Annotated in this window: 17 protein-coding genes; 11 read left to right on the forward strand and 6 right to left on the reverse strand. The window is 53.1% G+C overall.

Annotated features, from left to right (window positions below; genetic code table 11):
• Positions 1 to 193 precede the first annotated feature (193 nt).
• The 5 genes from GN208_RS08355 to fbaA all read left to right on the forward strand — a co-directional run bounded on the left by GN208_RS08355 (position 194) and on the right by fbaA (position 7,551).
• Positions 194 to 1,531 carry a solute carrier family 23 protein gene (locus GN208_RS08355; protein ID WP_036420505.1) on the forward strand — a complete coding sequence of 446 codons (1,338 nt, stop codon included), beginning with the start codon at positions 194 to 196 and terminating at the stop codon, positions 1,529 to 1,531.
• A gap of 349 nt (positions 1,532 to 1,880) precedes the next feature.
• Positions 1,881 to 3,875 carry a transketolase gene (tkt, locus tag GN208_RS08360; RefSeq protein ID WP_015422500.1) on the forward strand — a complete coding sequence of 665 codons (1,995 nt, stop codon included), beginning with the start codon at positions 1,881 to 1,883 and terminating at the stop codon, positions 3,873 to 3,875.
• Between the two features lie 264 nt (positions 3,876 to 4,139).
• Positions 4,140 to 5,162, forward strand: coding sequence for an erythrose-4-phosphate dehydrogenase (epd, locus tag GN208_RS08365; protein ID WP_004235945.1), 1,023 nt, complete (start codon positions 4,140 to 4,142; stop codon positions 5,160 to 5,162).
• 69 nt (positions 5,163 to 5,231) lie between these two features.
• Positions 5,232 to 6,395: a phosphoglycerate kinase gene (pgk, locus tag GN208_RS08370; protein ID WP_004238864.1), complete on the forward strand. Its 1,164-nt coding sequence runs from the start codon at positions 5,232 to 5,234 to the stop codon at positions 6,393 to 6,395.
• 79 nt (positions 6,396 to 6,474) lie between these two features.
• Positions 6,475 to 7,551 (forward strand): class II fructose-bisphosphate aldolase, encoded by a 1,077-nt coding sequence (gene fbaA / locus GN208_RS08375; protein WP_004235943.1) that lies wholly within the window; start codon positions 6,475 to 6,477, stop codon positions 7,549 to 7,551.
• Between the two features lie 55 nt (positions 7,552 to 7,606).
• On the opposite strand, the gene GN208_RS08380 is transcribed toward fbaA, so the two are convergent.
• From GN208_RS08380 to GN208_RS08405, 6 genes are all read right to left on the reverse strand, one after another.
• Positions 7,607 to 8,089 (reverse strand): hypothetical protein, encoded by a 483-nt coding sequence (locus GN208_RS08380; RefSeq protein WP_004235942.1) that lies wholly within the window; start codon positions 8,087 to 8,089, stop codon positions 7,607 to 7,609.
• A gap of 163 nt (positions 8,090 to 8,252) precedes the next feature.
• The gene (locus GN208_RS08385) at positions 8,253 to 9,200 is read right to left on the reverse strand and encodes an HpcH/HpaI aldolase/citrate lyase family protein (RefSeq protein WP_015422501.1); all 948 of its coding nucleotides are present in this window, start codon (positions 9,198 to 9,200) and stop codon (positions 8,253 to 8,255) included.
• On the reverse strand, positions 9,197 to 10,276 hold the full coding sequence (locus GN208_RS08390; protein ID WP_004235940.1) for a cysteine protease StiP family protein: 1,080 nt from the start codon (positions 10,274 to 10,276) through the stop codon (positions 9,197 to 9,199). Before GN208_RS08390 ends, GN208_RS08385 begins: the two co-directional genes overlap by 4 nt.
• Positions 10,269 to 11,054 (reverse strand): hypothetical protein, encoded by a 786-nt coding sequence (locus tag GN208_RS08395; RefSeq protein ID WP_004235938.1) that lies wholly within the window; start codon positions 11,052 to 11,054, stop codon positions 10,269 to 10,271. The genes GN208_RS08390 and GN208_RS08395 overlap by 8 nt, the downstream gene beginning before the upstream one ends.
• Entirely contained in the window at positions 11,044 to 12,186 is a 1,143-nt protein-coding gene (locus tag GN208_RS08400; protein ID WP_243828329.1) for a phosphoribosyltransferase domain-containing protein, read from the reverse strand. Before GN208_RS08400 ends, GN208_RS08395 begins: the two co-directional genes overlap by 11 nt.
• A gap of 7 nt (positions 12,187 to 12,193) precedes the next feature.
• Positions 12,194 to 13,252 (reverse strand): ATP-grasp domain-containing protein, encoded by a 1,059-nt coding sequence (locus GN208_RS08405; RefSeq protein WP_004235936.1) that lies wholly within the window; start codon positions 13,250 to 13,252, stop codon positions 12,194 to 12,196.
• Positions 13,253 to 13,546: 294 nt separating this feature from the next.
• Here GN208_RS08405 and GN208_RS08410 point away from each other — a divergent pair, with 294 nt between their 5' ends.
• The 6 genes from GN208_RS08410 to GN208_RS08435 are packed head-to-tail and all read left to right on the forward strand — an operon-like array spanning position 13,547 to position 18,086.
• Entirely contained in the window at positions 13,547 to 14,134 is a 588-nt protein-coding gene (locus tag GN208_RS08410; RefSeq protein WP_015422503.1) for a TerD family protein, read from the forward strand.
• The gene (locus GN208_RS08415; RefSeq protein ID WP_004235934.1) at positions 14,134 to 15,297 is read left to right on the forward strand and encodes a TerD family protein; all 1,164 of its coding nucleotides are present in this window, start codon (positions 14,134 to 14,136) and stop codon (positions 15,295 to 15,297) included. The genes GN208_RS08410 and GN208_RS08415 overlap by 1 nt, the downstream gene beginning before the upstream one ends.
• 19 nt (positions 15,298 to 15,316) lie before the next feature.
• A complete protein-coding gene (locus tag GN208_RS08420; protein WP_004235933.1) occupies positions 15,317 to 15,772 on the forward strand; it encodes a tellurite resistance TerB family protein in 456 nt (151 codons plus the stop codon).
• A gap of 22 nt (positions 15,773 to 15,794) precedes the next feature.
• The gene (locus GN208_RS08425) at positions 15,795 to 16,829 is read left to right on the forward strand and encodes a TerC/Alx family metal homeostasis membrane protein (RefSeq protein ID WP_004235932.1); all 1,035 of its coding nucleotides are present in this window, start codon (positions 15,795 to 15,797) and stop codon (positions 16,827 to 16,829) included.
• A gap of 42 nt (positions 16,830 to 16,871) precedes the next feature.
• On the forward strand, positions 16,872 to 17,450 hold the full coding sequence (locus GN208_RS08430; RefSeq protein ID WP_004238854.1) for a TerD family protein: 579 nt from the start codon (positions 16,872 to 16,874) through the stop codon (positions 17,448 to 17,450).
• Between the two features lie 60 nt (positions 17,451 to 17,510).
• Complete coding sequence (locus tag GN208_RS08435; RefSeq protein WP_004235930.1) at positions 17,511 to 18,086, forward strand: TerD family protein; 576 nt, start codon at positions 17,511 to 17,513, stop codon at positions 18,084 to 18,086.
• The last annotated feature ends 20 nt before the right edge of the window (positions 18,087 to 18,106 follow it).

The raw sequence follows: 18,106 nt of genomic DNA on the forward strand, positions 1-18,106 counted from the left end.
TGTATCATTATCATCCCCCGGTATTACCTCTCTTATCATTTTGATAATGCGTTGTGACCACACTCATACTTTATGTGAATAAATAATGTTCAGGTGCTGGCACATATCTTGCTGTTTGTTTTCCGTAACCGGTTGCGCGGCCGTCGCCGCTGTGCCGGTAAAAACAATAAAACCAATCACAGAGGTTGTATTTATGAAAACAAACACCGGGAGTGATGAAGTCAATGAAATGATGCCGATGCGGAAACTGTTTCCGTATGCTGTTCAGCATATTTTTGCCATGTTTACCGGCACCATTGCCGTGCCGATAGTGATTTCCCAGGTTCTGAAACTATCACAGGAAGATACCACCCTGCTGATTGCCGCCGCGATTTTTGTCTCCGGCGTGGGGACACTTATCCAGTCACTGAGTATCACCAAATACGTCGGCGTCAGTCTGCCGCTGATCCTCGGCACCTCGTTTGTGGCGATGCCGCCGGTTTTTATTATCGCCTCGCGGTTCGGCGGGGGGCTTGAATCGCTGCCTTATGTCTTCGGCGGAACCCTGGTCTCCGGGGTGCTGCTGTTCTTCCTCGCGCCGCTGTACGGAAAAATCGCTTTCTTATTCAAACCGATAGTCATCGGCTGTTATCTTATAATGCTCGGTGTTTCCCTGCTGCCGGTTTCGTTTTCCGGCATTGTCGGCTATCCGGGGGATGCCTCCTACGGCGACCCGGCCGGTATTTTTCTCGGTGTGCTGACTATCGCGGTAATTGTGCTGTTAAACCGCTTCGGTAAAGGCGCGTTGCGGGAAATGTCGATTCTGATCGGCCTGATCGTGGCCACTTTGGTCGCGGTGGTGATGGATATGGTCAATTTCGGCCCTGTGAGCAGTGCCGGGTGGTTTTCGTTTGTTCGTCCCGCCCATTACGGCATTCAGTTTGATCTGACCGCCATTATTCTGATGTTCCTCGGTACCTTTATGGCCACTCTGGATTCTGTCGGTACTTTCTCCACTGTCGGCCGCCTGTGTAACCGCTCTATGGAAGGTAATGCCCTGAACTCTCCGATGCGCGGGGAAGGGGTGGCGGTGACCATTTCCGGGCTGTTTAACTGTACGCCGCTGACCTCTTTTATTAACAATGCGGGGGTGATTATTATTTCCGGTGTGCGCAGCCGTTATGTAACCGCGTGCAGCGGTGTGATCCTGATTATCCTCAGTATTATTCCCAAATTCTCCGCAATTGCGACCATGATCCCCGCTTCGGTTTTCGGTGGTGCGACCCTGGTGATTTTTGCCTTTATTACGGTGGCGGGGATAGATACACTGACAAAATCTGTCGATATGACCAAAATGGGCAATATGATGGTGGTCGGGATTTCAGTCAGTGTCGGGCTGATGTTTAACGGTCAGGGGGAAGCCCTTTCTCAGCTGCCGGAAATGCTGCGGATTATTCTTTCCCAGGGCGTGATAGTGACCTTTGTTCTGGCTATCGTGCTGAATCTTTTATTCAATTTTGACAGTGTCGTCGGTAAAAAAGAGAAACCGTAATATCTTCGTCTGCCGGTAAGCGGAATTTTTCCGCTGCCGGCAGGAAACTCCCGCCATCCGCCGGATAAGCGCACAGAATGCGGTATTTCCGCTTGCTATTCATTGCGGTAATCGGGTTTAATAGGTCACTTCCGCTGTTGCGCAATACCTGGTGCTAAAACGATTTAGTCAGCGAAAATGCCGCCTGTGCGAAGTATTGTTTCTGTCCTCAGACACGCCTCGCCTGACGTCTCATTGTTGCCTTTTCAGCCCCGACCCTTTGCCTCTGACCGGTGATAAGGATTGCCATCCGTGCGCGGCACTGCGAAAATAGCCTGTATCTGCTTTTTATCCGAACCTGGAGTAGACAATGACCTCTCGTAAAACTCTTGCTAATGCGATTCGTTTCCTGAGCATGGACGCGGTGCAAAAGGCAAATTCCGGACACCCCGGCGCACCAATGGGCATGGCTGATATCGCGGAAGTACTGTGGCGCGACTATCTGAAGCACAACCCGGCCAATCCGCACTGGAGTGATCGTGACCGCTTTGTGCTGTCAAACGGCCACGGCTCAATGCTGATTTACAGCCTGCTGCACCTCACCGGCTATGATGTATCGATGGATGACTTAAAAGCCTTCCGTCAGCTGCATTCCAAAACCCCGGGTCACCCTGAATACGGCTACACACCGGGTGTGGAAACCACCACCGGCCCGTTAGGCCAGGGTATCGCAAACGCAGTCGGTTTTGCTGTTGCGGAACAGACACTGGCGGCGCAGTTCAACCGTCCGGGGCACGATATTGTTGATCATCACACCTACGTCTTTATGGGCGACGGCTGTATGATGGAAGGGATCTCCCACGAGGCCTGTTCTCTGGCCGGTACCCTGAAACTGGGTAAACTGGTTGCCTTCTATGATGACAACGGCATTTCTATCGACGGTAATGTTCAGGGCTGGTTCACTGACGATACCGCCAAACGCTTTGAAGCTTACGGCTGGCACGTCGTGCGCGGCATTGACGGTCACAACCCTGACCAGATCAAAGCAGCCGTTGAAGAAGCCAAAGCGGTTACTGACAAACCATCCCTGCTGATGTGCAAAACCGTTATCGGTTTCGGTTCACCGAAGAAAGCCGGTACTGCGGATGCACACGGTTCTCCGTTAGGTGATGCGGAAATCGCCGCTACCCGCGAAGCACTGAACTGGCCGTATGCGCCGTTCGAAATCCCGCAGGAAATCTATACTGAGTGGGATGCGAAGAAAACCGGTGCCGCTGCTGAGTCTGAGTGGGATGTGAAATTCGCTCACTACGAAAAAGCCTTCCCTGAACTGGCCCGTGAATACCGCCGCCGTGTAAACGGTGAGCTGCCTGCGCAGTGGGAAGCGGATGCAAATGCCTTCATTCAGAACCTCCAGGACAACCCGGCCAGCATTGCCAGCCGTAAAGCATCACAAAATGCACTGGAAGCGTTCGGTAAAGTGCTGCCTGAATTTATGGGCGGTTCCGCTGACCTGGCACCGAGTAACCTGACCATGTGGTCCGGCTCAGCGCCAATCAATGAAGACAAAGCGGGTAACTACATTCACTACGGCGTGCGCGAGTTCGGCATGTCTGCCATCATGAACGGTATCGCCCTGCACGGCGGTTTCATTCCTTACGGCGCGACCTTCCTGATGTTCGTTGAATATGCCCGTAACGCGGTGCGTATGGCGGCACTGATGAAGATCCGCAGCATCTTCGTTTACACTCACGACTCTATCGGTCTGGGTGAAGACGGCCCGACTCACCAGCCGGTTGAGCAAATCGCCAGCCTGCGCGTGACACCAAACATGAGCACATGGCGTCCGTGTGACCAGGTGGAATCTGCGGTAGCCTGGAAATACGCGATTGAGCGTAAAAACGGCCCGACATCCCTGATCTTCTCCCGTCAGAATCTGGCACAGCAGCCGCGTACCGCGCAGCAGCTGGCAGATATCGAAAAAGGGGCGTATATCCTGAAAGATTGCGCTGGTCAGCCGGAAGTGATCCTGATTGCCACCGGTTCTGAAGTGGAACTGGCCGTGAAAGCATACGAGCAGCTGACAGCCGAAGGCCGTAAAGCGCGTGTGGTTTCCATGCCGTCCACCGATGCATTCGACAAACAGGATGCTGCTTACCGTGAATCTGTTCTGCCGTCAGCCGTGACCGCGCGTGTTGCTGTCGAAGCGGGTATTGCGGATTACTGGTTCAAATACACCGGTATGCAGGGTGCCATCGTCGGCATGCATTCATTCGGTGAATCTGCACCAGCCGGTCAGCTGTTCAGTGAATTTGGTTTCACTGTTGAAAACGTGGTTTCTCAGGCGAAAGCTCTGCTGAAATAATCTGCTGATACAGATTCTGAAAGCGCATTCCGGTTTTTTTGACCGAATGCGCTTTTTTTATATCTGCTCCTCTGACTGTCTTGCGATCTTTTTTCATTTAGCATAACCTGTCTTTATTGAGCTGAACCGTTTCAGTTTCGAGGGGTGCTGAATGTGCCGCAGAGGATAAAAAAGATTGCGGTTTCTATGATAAATACCCCGTACAAAAACCCGTGAGTCCGTTATTCTTAGTCCGCTGATAATTTGGCTATTTCTGAGGATACTATGACAATAAAAATTGCAATCAACGGGTTTGGGCGAATCGGGCGGAGTGTGCTGCGGGCGTTGTATGAAACCGGGCGTAACACGCAGATTACCGTTGTTGCTATTAATGAGCTGGCGGATTCCGAAGGTATTGCACACTTACTTCAATATGACACAAGCCACGGACGCTTTTTTAAACCGGTACAGCTGAAAGAAAAAAATGTGCTGAAAGTCGGTGATGACACCATCCGCATCCTGCATGAAGCGGATATTCACCAGCTGCCCTGGAAGGAACTCGGTGTGGATGTGGTGCTGGACTGCAGCGGCGTGTACGGCTCCCGTGATGACGGGCTGGCACATATCGCCGGCGGCGCGAAAAAAGTGCTGTTTTCCCATCCCGGCGGTAATGACCTGGATGCCACTATTGTCTACGGCGTTAACCATGACACACTGACGGCGCAGGATAAAATTGTATCGAATGCGTCCTGTACCACCAACTGCATCATTCCGGTGATAAAATTACTGGATGAGGGATTCGGCATCGAGTCCGGTACAGTGACCACCATTCACGCGGCGATGAATGACCAGCCGGTGATTGATGCGTATCACAGTGATTTACGGCGCACGCGGGCGGCCGGGCACTCCATCATTCCGGTGGATACCAAACTGGCTGCGGGGATCCGGCGGATTTTCCCGAAATTTGAGGATCATTTTGAGGCGATTTCGGTCCGGGTGCCTACAATTAATGTGACGGCGATTGATTTGAGCGTCACCGTAAAAAGTAATGTCACCACGCAGGATGTAAACCGCCTTCTGCAAAACGCAGCGACGGGGGCATTTCGTGGTATAGTGGACTACACAGAGTTACCGTTAGTCTCGGCGGATTTTAACCATGATCCGCACAGTGCTATCGTTGACGGCACCCAGACCCGCGTCAGCGGACAGCATCTGATAAAAATGCTGGTCTGGTGCGATAACGAATGGGGCTTTGCGAACCGTATGCTGGATACCACTCTGGCAATGGCTGAGGCTGGTTTTCACTGAGGGACGGCGTGCCCCGGCAGAAAATTGAACACAATTTAACTGATAAGAGAATCAACAAGAGGATTCACCATGTCCGTAATTAAGATGACCGATCTGGATCTGGCGGGTAAACGTATTTTTATCCGTGCTGACCTGAACGTTCCTGTCAAAGATGGCAAAGTTACCTCTGATGCACGTATCCGTGCCTCGCTCCCGACAATCGAAGCCGCACTGAAACAGGGTGCCAAAGTCATGGTGACCTCTCACCTCGGCCGTCCGGTTGAAGGGGAATACAACGAAGAGTTTTCACTGAAACCGGTTGTTGATTATCTGGCAGATAAACTGAGCTGCCCGGTGCGCCTGGAAAAAGATTACCTCAATGGTCTGGAGCTGAACGCCGGTGAGCTGGTGGTGCTGGAAAACGTCCGCTTTAACAAAGGCGAGAAAAAAGACGACGAAACCCTGTCAAAACAGTATGCATCTCTGTGTGATATTTTCGTGATGGATGCATTCGGGACTGCACACCGCGCCCAGGCATCGACTCACGGCGTGGCAAAATTTGCCCCTGTCGCCTGTGCCGGTCCGCTGTTATGGGCGGAACTGGATGCACTCGGCAAAGCGCTGGATAACCCGGCACGCCCGATGGTGGCGATTGTCGGCGGTTCTAAAGTCTCCACCAAACTGACCGTACTGGATTCTCTGTCCAAAATCGCGGATCAGATCATTGTCGGCGGCGGTATCGCCAACACCTTTATCGCAGCGGAAGGGCACAATGTCGGCCGTTCACTGTATGAAGATGACCTGATTCCGGAAGCGAAAAAATTACTCAGCAGCTGTGATATCCCGGTACCGGTTGATGTCCGTGTGGCGACTGAGTTCTCAGAAACCGCAGAAGCGGTGCTGAAATCAGCCAATGACATCAAAGATGACGAGCAGGTTCTGGATATCGGTGATGAATCCGCACTGCACCTGGCTGAAATCCTGAAAAATGCCAAAACCATTCTGTGGAATGGCCCGGTCGGCGTGTTTGAGTTCCCGAACTTCCGTAAAGGAACTGAAATCGTGGCTAACGCCATTGCTGACAGCGACGCATTCTCTATCGCAGGCGGCGGTGATACCCTGGCTGCTATCGATTTATTCGGCATTGCTGACAAAATCTCTTACATCTCTACCGGCGGCGGCGCATTCCTGGAATTCGTCGAAGGCAAAAAACTGCCTGCCGTTGTCATGCTCGAAGAACGTGCAAAACAGTAACAGTCATAATCAGATGACAATAACGGGCGGTGTGAGCTGCCCGTGACAACTTCCGAAAGACCAATACAGGAAATTTGACATGTCTAAAGTTTTTGATTTTGTAAAACCCGGTGTCGTCACTGGCGATGATGTTCAGAAAATCTTTGCGGTAGCCAAAGAGAATAATTTTGCACTGCCAGCGGTAAACTGCGTCGGGACAGACTCGATCAACGCCGTATTGGAAGCAGCGGCCAAAGTCCGTGCGCCTGTTATTGTTCAGTTCTCAAACGGCGGTGCCGCATTTATCGCCGGTAAAGGTTTCAAAGGCGAAGGCCAGCAGTCCGCTGTTCTGGGTGCTATTTCCGGTGCGCATCATGTGCATCAGATGGCGGAACATTACGGCGTGCCGGTCATTCTGCATACTGACCACTGTGCGAAGAAATTACTGCCGTGGTTAGACGGCCTGCTGGATGCCGGTGAAAAACATTTTGCCGCAACCGGTAAACCACTGTTCTCTTCTCACATGATCGATCTGTCAGAAGAGTCACTGGAAGAAAACATTGAGATTTGCAGCAAGTACCTGACCCGTATGGCGAAAATCGGTATGACCCTGGAAATCGAACTGGGCTGCACCGGCGGTGAGGAAGACGGCGTGGATAACTCCCACCTCGATAACTCCGCGCTGTACACCCAGCCGGAAGATGTGGCGTATGCCTATGAAAAACTGAATGCCATCAGCCCGCGTTTCACTATCGCGGCGTCATTCGGTAACGTACACGGTGTATACAAGCCGGGTAACGTGCAGTTAACACCAAAAATTCTGCGTAACTCTCAGGACTACGTCTCTGAGAAATATAACCTGCCGCACAACAGCCTGGATTTCGTTTTCCACGGCGGTTCCGGCTCTACTGCGGAAGAAATCAAAGAAGCAGTGGGTTACGGTGTGGTGAAAATGAATATCGATACCGATACTCAGTGGGCGACCTGGGAAGGTATCCTGCACTACTACCAGAAAAATGAAGGTTATCTGCAGGGCCAGCTGGGCAACCCGGAAGGCGAAGACAAGCCGAACAAAAAATACTATGACCCGCGTGCATGGTTACGTGCCGGTCAGCAGACAATGATCGAACGTCTGGAAAAAGCATTCAAAGAACTGAACTGCGTTAACGTTCTGTAATTTGTTGCGTGAATAATAAAATCGCCCGGTATTGCCGGGCGATTTTTTTTACGGATTATTTTTTCTGCTGGCTTTCATTCCGCCGGATTATCGATTCAATTAACTCATCGATATGAAGATTGACCAGCATCTCTACCGCGTCACTGCGGGTTTTGCCGGAGAGCATAGATAAATGCGCTATTTTCCGGACGGTTGTGCCGGTCAGTGACAGCGAAACCGCCTTCTTCTTCTCTTTATCCAGTGACACTTTCCCGCTGTAATACACCGATTTCTGACCGTTATGGTTTTCCAGCTCTTCGCTCATCTTTTTCAGTGTTTTGCGATCCAGTGTGCCGGAGTCAGTCATTTCATAGGTATGTGAGGCTTTGCGGTAGCGGATTTCCGCTGACCAGGTATCACGTAACTCTTTGAAAGTACGGGTCAGAGTTGCCTCTGAGCAGCGGAGTGTCGCCAGGATTTCATCTGACGGAACCGGTTTTCCGGTACCGAGCAGGGTTGCCAGGGTGAATAAACGAACCTGTCGTGTGCTTAATTGCATAGTCTGGGGACACCTGTATAAAAACAAAGAGACAAAGCCGCTGTTATGCCGGAAACGGCTGTTCCGCATAACAGTTCTATTTAATCAGCTGATCAGGATATATCAAGGCATTCAGATATAATAGTGCAGGATATTCAGTCTGATGATATTTCTGTCCTCAGTTTCACCCGTTTTGTGTTTTAAACGGCTGTCCGTCTGTTTTCCGCTGTGCGATCCCGTACACCCGTGCACGGGCCAGAATGGCAGATGCCCAGCGCCGGTGTGTCGCCGGTTCGCACATAGCTCCCAGTGACTTGAATACCGCCTGTGTGGAGTTGAGGATCCGCAGTGCATCCGCGTGCTCATCAGCGGAGACCCGCAGCGCCTGCTCAATCACTGCCACCTGATTCGGGTGGATAGCAGTTTTACCCACCAGTCCGTGAGCGATATCCAGCGCCAGTTCCCGTGTCATGACATCGTGATCATCAATATGCTCGCAGACCGGTGCGGTCATGGCGAAATCGTGCGGGGCGAAAACAGAGACCAGCATTTTAATCACATAACCCATCGGGCCGTCATACAGGGTGAGATGACGCGGGCGGCGCAGGGAAATCACATTCATCAGATCATTGCCGCCGATACGCAGTGCGATGATTTTGTCATGGCAGGGATGGGATTTAAGTACCTGCGCCAGTTCCCGCATCTGCACCACATCACAGACTTCTTCTGTTTCCAGGGTCGGCATCATACACAGCGGGGTGTTTTTCACCACCAGCCACCAGACCGGCAGCGTTTTCTGTGTGAACTTAGGCAGCACCAGCCCGTCAACGGCACTGAGATCGCAGTGCTCGCGCAGCCACAATCCCATTTCCGGGTGACGCGGACGGATAAACACCAGCGGCCAGTTCTGGTTTCCGGCACGCTGTTTTTCCGCTGTCAGCGCGGCCAGGATGCCCTGTAAATTCTCCAGTGCCTGCGGGATATCCGCCTCACTGACCGCATCTTCCAGACAAATAATCAGTGAACGCAGTCCGCTGATTTTATTACTGATAATCGCATCCGTGATATCGGTGCGGGTGGCGGGCATATAGAGTGAGGCCCCTAAATTCCACGGGGAGAGACGTCGGGTCATGGTGATACCTTCCTGATAATAGTGACGGCGCGGTACTGCCCGAGGGCATCGCCGGCTTCCGTGATAGTGATCCCTTTCTGACGGGCGAGATAAAGCAGCAATTCCACATCCGGCTCTGTGCAGTCGCGCACAAAGACGTGATCCGGCACCCGGCGCAGGACAGCACGGGTGGCTTCGGCAATACCGGGTTTGATTCTGTTCAGATCGTTGACACCACAGCGTTCAGCCAGTGCAGTGATCACCGCACGGCTTTTTTTCCGCAGTGCTGTTTTGGTGTCCGGCTCCGGGAAGGCCGCAGCCGGAGCCGCGGTTTCCTGACGGCGCAGCGCGGCAACAGTATCGGTGAGTGTCCGGCTGCACTCATAAGGTTGTAAATGCTCACAATGCACACAGCCGTGCGGACCGGTATATGACCAGACAGAGCGGGAGATCAGCCCGGAAACCGGCGCCCCCATAATCCCGGAGGGGATCAGCCAGTCATCATCAGCAGCGGAAAGCCAGGCGCATCCGGCAGGATCGGCCAGCACCACCAGGCGCGGATCGACCGGGTAGCCGGGTCTGTCTTTCAGGGAGCGGATCAGTTCACCGGTGATGGCGCCTTTACCTGTCCAGCCGTCAACAAACACAATACCGGCGGTGCCGTGATGGTGTTCGATCCACTCCAGCGCCGCCGTATCAATACCGCGATCGCGGATAATACTGATGCCGTAATGGTGTGAGATTTTTCCCGCATCACGCAGCGCCTGATGCAGCATCACCCCTAACGGCACACCGGCGCGGACCAGGCTGACCAGCACAACCGGCTGATCTGCAAAATAGTCACCCAGTGTACGGGCGAGGGCGCTCACATCCCGCGCCAGACGCGGTGCACCTTTTTTCAGTGCGCGGTTAAACAGATCAAGATGCCAGTCTGTGGGAGCGGGCTCCTGGCTGAGCATATCGGAATAGTGTTTCTGTCCGGACTGAATAAGCTGCTCTTTCAGTTCCACCGGGGTCATATCAATGGTGACCGGCCGGAGCAGAAACTGCACATCATCCGGCAGATAACTGCCTGAGAACGGCAGGAAATTATACATAGGATACCTCACTGAAAATCCGGGCGGCGACTGCCTCCGCAAACTGACTGCGGGACGGCATCCCGAACCAGGTACAGTGTTTCATAAAGCGGTAATCACTCAGGCTGTCGCCGAGGCCGATAACTGGAAAGGTGCCGCGCTCTGCCCGTAATAACGTCAGCAGGTACGTAACAGCATGGCCTTTTTCTACCGGATCCGGCAGCCAGGCGATATTGTTGCCGTTGCGGTGGATGTAAAATCCGTCTGCCGGAAACTGTTGTTCAATCTCTGCGGCAACGGCATAGAGTTCCGCTGTGCGGGTACTGTCAGTGTGTTTCATCACCAGATAGACCGGCACATCATCGTATTCATAATTAATGCGCGCCCATGCATCAATACCGCGCTCTGTCATCCGCTCAGTACAAAACTGCTGAAGTGACAACAGCCGTTCACAGTAAGGGCCGAGGGCGGTCAGCATTTCAGACTGCCAGCCGGGTTCCGGCGAACCGTCCGGTCGCAGGATCACCGCGCCGTGCGTGGTTATCGCATAAGAGCGGAACGGGATAGTGACGCGGCGGAGTTCCTCCGTACCGCGTGCCGTAACCGGAATGAGATCGGCATGCGCCAGCAGCCAGTCTGTCAGCATGGCCTGTTCTTCCGTCATAAAACTGCGCGGTTGTAATGTGCGGTCAACCGCACCGGTGCGAAACGGCGTAAGTGCCTGCTCCTGTGTCATTTTGCGTTTTGTCTGGAACAGGGTGTCATCCAGGTCGCTCAGGATCACCGGTTTAGTCGTCATAAATCACCTCCGTCAGCGGCGCACAGCGGGCCAGCGCCTGTAATAACTGCGGATCAAACGCCGCCGGATCCGTTTCTGTGCACAGCAGAATGCGGTTAAATGACTGATGTGCCACATTGTAGAGATAATTGGGGATCCCCAGCCCGTAGTTATCCGTGAAGGAAATAACGGATTCAATGGCACCGCCCGGGGCTATCGGGGAGCGGGTCAGGGCGCTGAATTTTACATCCGCTCCGGCCTCTGCCAGCCGTTCGGCCAGCAGGAACGGCTGCCAGACAAACTCCCCGGAGCCGAGCACCAGGAGCCGCTCACCGGGTGCGGTCGTCACCGTACTGCCAAAACCGGTGTGCGGATCATGCAGACCGAGCCGCACCCGCGTCAGCGGACGGCGGATTGGCACGGCTCCCGCAGCGCTGACATTCACATCCGGCATCTCCGGCAGGGCCGCATCCGGATCAGCTTCCCAGCGCCAGCTGCCGCTGATCAGAGAGACATGCCGCAACGGCAGCCCGTGCTGAACAGTGGCCGGATCCTCACGCCAGTCCGTCAGTGTGACAGTCACAACCTTTTGTAAATCAGGCAGCTGACCGCTTTCATGCAATGCAGTCAGCAAATTGGTAAACGTATTGCCGGTGGTCGCTTCATCATCTGCCAGCACCAGGGTTTTTGCCTGTTGCAGCCGGGTTTTCAGCTGCGGATCGGCCGGGAAATAGAGCAGATGATCCGTGGCGTGGCTGTGATTTTCTTTAAATTCACACAGCAGTTCACCGTCCGCCGGATGGCGGGTGGAAGAGAGATACAGGGATTCCGGGTACTGACGGCGGATTTCGCTGTATACGCCGGCTCCCAGACCGACAGCGGTTTCCGCCATACCGATAACCAGCAGCGGCTGCGGCAGATCCTGCGGAAACTGCTCACTGAGGCGGCGGTAAACACCGCGCATGATTTCCGGCTCGACCGGGATATGACGGCCCAGCACTTTGCTGACAAACAGAAATGCCCGTTTCGGGTTACGCCGCTCCGCAATCCCGAACAGGGCGTTCAGGGTTTCCGGGCTGGCGTCGCTGCGGACTTCCAGCGTGCCGGTGGTCAGGGTGAACCGGTGGTGACCGGGACGGGAAAAACCGGGCATAGTGACCTCAGTGTATTGCATTGTTCAGGGAAGACGGGTAGCTGACGGCTTCGGTCAGCGGGCGGACAATTGCCGGACGGAATGCAGTGCGGTTATATTCTCTGACCTCATCCGCACTGAGCAGCCCGGTACTGTACAGGGCAAACAGGCCCGGCAGATTCACCCTGCTCAGCGCGGTATAACCGATACCACCGGACGGCCGCATATTGATTTCCAGCAGCAGCGGCTGCCCGTGATGGTCATGGCGGGTCTGCACATTCACCAGTCCGTCGGCTTTCATCACCCGCGCACAGGCGCAGGCCAGCTCAAATGCAGCACCGTCATGTTCAAGGTATTGCAGGGAGCCTTCTTTGCGCCGTGCAACAGCAGCCAGCACCTCACCGTTATCCGCCAGAATATCCACGGAATACTCCGGGCCGGGCAAATAAGGCATCAGTACCTGCGCGGGGCATTTGTCAGCGCTTTCAAGGGCGGACAAATACTGCTGCGGTGTGGTGATCCGCCGTTCAGGGTTTGTGAACATGGCCATCGGCTGTGCGTTGTCATCAAACTGCCAGAAACCGGCACCGTAAATACCCTGAACCGGTTTAATACACAGCGGCAGCCCCGGAAACGGGGAATGAGCGAGTGCATCACGCAATTGCGCCGCAGAGGTAATCTGCACAGAAGGCACAACCGGCAGGCCGTGTGATGCCATCTCAGCAGCAAAGCGGACTTTATCATCCGCCACGGCGTAATCAGACAGAGAGGCGACACCGGTTATCAGCCGGGGGCCGGAAGCCGTGATAGTGTTTCTGTGCGTTTCAAACCACGGGATATTCCGCCCGGCGTGGATTACCTGAATACCGTATTTCTCCGTAACAGACAGGATAAACGCCAGCCGCTCATTTTCATCAGCCGGTTCAGTCAGGGAAAAATCCGCCTCTGACAGGATCTCATGGCGGGGCTGCCGGTGAGAGGCAAAAATCGTGAGATCAACCTGTAATGTCTGTGCGAACAGCCTGATATTCCGGATCAAGTCACGCTGAGAAGAGAGTCCTTCCGTCAGCCAGATCGCATGCACCATTATTGTTTATTCCTGTTCTGTTTTATCCGATAGATTAGGAGCGAGTTTATTTAGGATTAATTTACATGTCAATCATATTATGATTGTGTTTAAATTGACAATCCGCTGACTAAACCTGACATTGGTTATAACTGTGAATGTCATTATTTCTATATTAACTATATGTTTAATCTGCATTATTAATTTAATTTTAAATATATCTTGCCAAAGAACTCCGTCATGATATGATTTTTTAAAATTCATTATCACCAGCACCTGTTGCCGGGTTTTATCTCCCGTTTAAGGAATGAAAATATGGTTTCATTGACGAAGAATCAGACGGTATCTCTCAGCAAGGCATCTGCCGCATTAAATCAGCTGCATTTCGGTCTCGGCTGGGATCCTGTTCAGAAAAAGAAAGGTTTTCTCGGTTCGCTGTTCGGCGGCGGTAACGACTCCATTGATCTGGATGCCAGCTGCATTCTGCTGGATAAAAACGGCCGTATTCTCGACACCATCTGGTTCCGCAAACTGAAATCAGACTGTAAATCCGTGATCCACGAAGGGGATAACCTGACCGGTGAGGGTGACGGCGATGATGAAGTGATCCGTGTGGATCTGAACCGTCTGCCGCAGAATACCGAATATCTGGCCTTTACGGTGAACAGCTTCCGTGGTCAGACATTTAACGATGTGGAAAATGCTTTCTGCCGTGTGCTGGATCAGAGCGGTAAAGAGCTGGTGCGTTATCAGCTGAATGAACAGGGCTCACACACCGGTATCGTGATCGCCTCTCTGTGCCGCAGCGGCGGTGAGTGGAACTTTACCGCCCACGGTGCTGCATGCCGCGGCCGCACGATTGACGACATGTCTTCCGACATAGTCAGTACGGTGGTGCGCTGATGAACATGACGCCCGGGGCGAATGCGCCCGTACCGCTGAAAACACTGCGGATTACGGTGCTGTCCGGTGCGGCGGCGGATGCCTCTGCGTTCCGTCTGTATGCTGACGGCAAAGTGCAGGGCGATCCGGACATGGTCTTCTACGGCCAGCCGCAGAATGATGACAACACCATCAGCTGGCAGCAGAACGGCAACAATACCGTCTTTACGGCGGATGTCAGCCGTCTGCGTCAGGATGTGCAGAAAGTTGCGTTTGTGGTCACCTGTGACGGCGGGCAGACTGTTGCCGGTCTGCGCAGCCTGGAAGTTCAGGTTGAGGCGGATCATGAAAAACTGCTCAGCGGCATTGTGGACACCGCCGGTCGTCAGGAAGCGGCACTGATCCTCGGTGAACTGTACCGCCGTAATAATGAGTGGAAATTCCGCTTTGTTGCCCAGGGCTTCAACGGCGGACTGAAACCGCTGGCGGAGCACTTCGGGGTGGATGTGGCGGCAGAGTCCGCACCGGCAGCAGCGCCTGCACCAAAACCGGCAGAAAGTAAAATCAGTTTAAGCAAGATATCGCTGAGCAAAGAAAAGCCGTCAATCAGTCTGAGCAAGCGGGATAACTTCGGTGAAATCCGCATTAATCTGAACTGGCACCGGGACACTCAGAGCAGCAACTCCGGGGGCTTCCTCAGCAATGTGTTCGGTGGCGGCAACAAGGGGATTGACCTGGATCTGGGCGCATTCGTTGAGTTACAGAATGGTCAGAAATCGGTGATTCAGGCGCTGGGTAATGCATTTGGTGATTACCGGCGTGAACCCTTTATTCAGCTGCAGGGCGATGATCGTACCGGCGCGGTTTCAGAAGGTGAGTGGCTGCATATCAACGGCGGCGAGTGGAAACACATCCGCCAAATTCTCATCTACGCCTTTATTTATCAGGGCGTACCGAGCTGGGACAAAACAGATGGCGTGGTGACGGTCTTTGTACCGGAGCAGCCGCCGGTGGAAACCCGGCTGACAGAAGGGGACGACCGCCGCACCATGTGCGCGATTGCCCGCCTGGTCAATGAGAACGGGGCGATAAAAGTCGAACGCCTTAACCGTTTCTTTAAAAATCAAAGCGATATGGATGAAGCATTCGGGTGGGGTTTCCGCTGGAAAGCCGGCTCGAAATAATTTAAGTGAGGATACAGCAATGAGTATACTTAACCGGGTCAAAAGTGCGTTTAATTCAGGCCGCGAAGAGCTGACAAAACAGGTCAGCCGTTTCAGAAACCGTAAGTTTATGGAAGGTACGATCGCTGTCTGTGCCCGTATTGCGGTTTCCAGTGACGGGGTCAGTGCGGAAGAAAAACAGAAAATGATCGGTTTTCTGAAATCCTCTGAAGAACTGAAAGTATTTGAAACCGAAGAAGTCATTACATTTTTCAACAAATTGGTCACCAGTTTCGATTTCGACATGGAAATCGGCAAAGGTGAAACCATGAAATATATCCTGGCGCTGAAGGATCAGCCGGAAGCAGCGCAGTTAGCGGTGCGTGTCGGGATTGCAGTCGCGAAGAGTGACGGTAACTTCGATCAGGATGAGCAGAAAGCAGTAAAAGAGATCGCCGCTGCTCTGGGGTTTGACCCGGCAGAGTTCGGTCTCTGATTTTTATACCTAAGGGTTAATTATGGAATCAACACATATCGGTTTTCCGATGGAAACAGTCACCGTTTTCGTCATCCTCGCAATCGGTGCGATTTTTATTGATTTGTTTATGCACCGGGGCGATAAGCCGGTTTCACTGAAAAATGCGGCAATCTGGTCTGTTTTCTGGGTTGCTGTGGCAATGGGTTTTGCCGGGTTTCTCTATATCCACCACGGTTCGGAAGTTGCGAGCCTGTTCGTCACCGGTTATGCGCTTGAGAAAGTGCTGTCGGTCGACAACCTGTTTGTGATGATGGCGATTTTCTCCTGGTTCTCGGTTCCGGATCGTTTCCGCCACCGGGTGCTGTACTGGGGCATTATCGGGGCTATCGTTTTCCGCGGGATTTTCGTGGCGATAGGTACCGGTCTGCTGAGCCTGGGGCCGTATGTGGAAGTGATTTTCGCCCTGATCGTCGCCTGGACCGCTGTCATGATGCTGCGTAACCGCGAAGATAAGGAAGAGATTGAAGATTACTCGCAGCACATTGCTTACCGGATGGTGAAAAAACTGTTCCCGATCTGGCCGAAACTGAGCGGACACGCCTTCCTGCTGACCCAGAAAGAAGTGGATGCCGAGCTGGCAAAACCGGAGAACAAGGACGTCACTATCGGACGCGGTAAAAAAGCCGCTCTGTATGCCACACCGCTGATGCTGTGTGTGGCCGTGGTGGAACTGTCCGATGTGATGTTTGCGTTTGACTCCGTACCGGCGATTATCGCGGTGAGCCGTGAGCCACTGATTGTTTACAGCGCCATGATGTTCGCGATCCTCGGCCTGCGTACCCTGTACTTTGTCCTGGAAGCACTGAAGCAGTATCTGGTTCACCTGGAAAAAGCGGTTATTGCGTTACTGTTCTTTATCGCGGTGAAACTGGGTCTGAATGCGACAGACAGCCTCTGGGGTCACGGATTACATATTTCGGCCACCAGCAGCCTGTTCGTGGTGCTCGGGGTCCTGGCACTGGGTATTATCGCCAGCTTTGTTTTCCCGGAAAAAACGGAAAGTGCGGATAAGTAATTATCCGCCACCCGTCACTGATTTAACTAAGGAGTAAGTGAAATGAGCGTTTCTCTTTCTAAAGGTGGTAACGTGTCGCTGAGCAAAACAGCCCCTTCAATGAAAAACGTCCTGATTGGCTTAGGCTGGGATGTTCGTTCCACAGATGGTCAGGATTTCGACCTTGATGCCTCTGCCTTTCTGCTGACCGCCGCCGGTAAAGTGCGTGGCGATGCAGACTTTATTTTCTATAACAACCTGCGTTCATCTGACGGTTCAGTCACCCATACCGGCGACAACCGCACTGGCCAGGGCGATGGTGATGATGAATCTCTGATCATCAAACTGGATATGATTCCGGCGGAGATCGACAAAATCGTCTTCGTGGTCACTATCCATGACGCGCAGACCCGCCGTCAGAGTTTCGGCCAGGTATCCGGCGCATTTATCCGCCTGGTCAATGATGATACCAATACCGAAATCGCCCGTTATGACCTGACTGAGGATGCCTCCACTGAAACCGCGATGCTGTTCGGTGAACTCTATCGTCACGGAGCCGAGTGGAAATTCCGTGCCGTCGGCCAGGGTTATGCCGGTGGTCTGTCATCAGTCTGTGCACAGTACGGTATCAACGCGTCCTGAGTATTTTTTTCAGCGGGCTGATAACCAGCCCTCTTTATAATCCGCAGCAGGAGTCCGAAAATGGCAGTTTCTCTTACAAAAGGTGGTAACGTCTCCCTGACCAAAGAAGCCCCGTCAATGAGCGTGGCGATGGTTGGTCTGGGCTGGGATGCGCGTGTGACTGATGGTCAGGATTTTGACCTCGACGCATCTGTATTTATGGTGGGTGACGACGGAAAAGTATTATCCGACAGCCATTTCATCTTCTTTAATAACAAAACCAGCCCGTGCGGCGCGGTGGAGCACCAGGGCGACAACCGCACCGGTGAAGGCGACGGTGATGATGAGCAGGTTAAAATCAGCCTGAACACCCTTCCGGCAGATGTGAAAAAACTGGTCTTCTCCGTCACGATTTATGATGCGGAAGCACGTAAACAGAACTTCGGTATGGTCAGCAACAGCTTCATCCGTATCTGTAACAATGATAACGGCAGTGAAATTGCCCGTTTCGACCTGTCTGAAGATGCATCAACAGAAACCGCGATGGTCTTCGGTGAGTTGTACCGTCACGGTACAGAGTGGAAATTCAAAGCCGTCGGCCAGGGCTTCGCCGGTGGTCTGTCTGCATTAGCGTCTCAGCACGGTGTTAATATTTAATTATTGATATCAGCTGGTTG

The sequence above is a fragment of the Morganella sp. HSTU-ASny43 genome (assembly GCF_022819185.1).
In the GTDB taxonomy this organism is placed as follows: Bacteria; Pseudomonadota; Gammaproteobacteria; order Enterobacterales; family Enterobacteriaceae; genus Morganella; species Morganella morganii.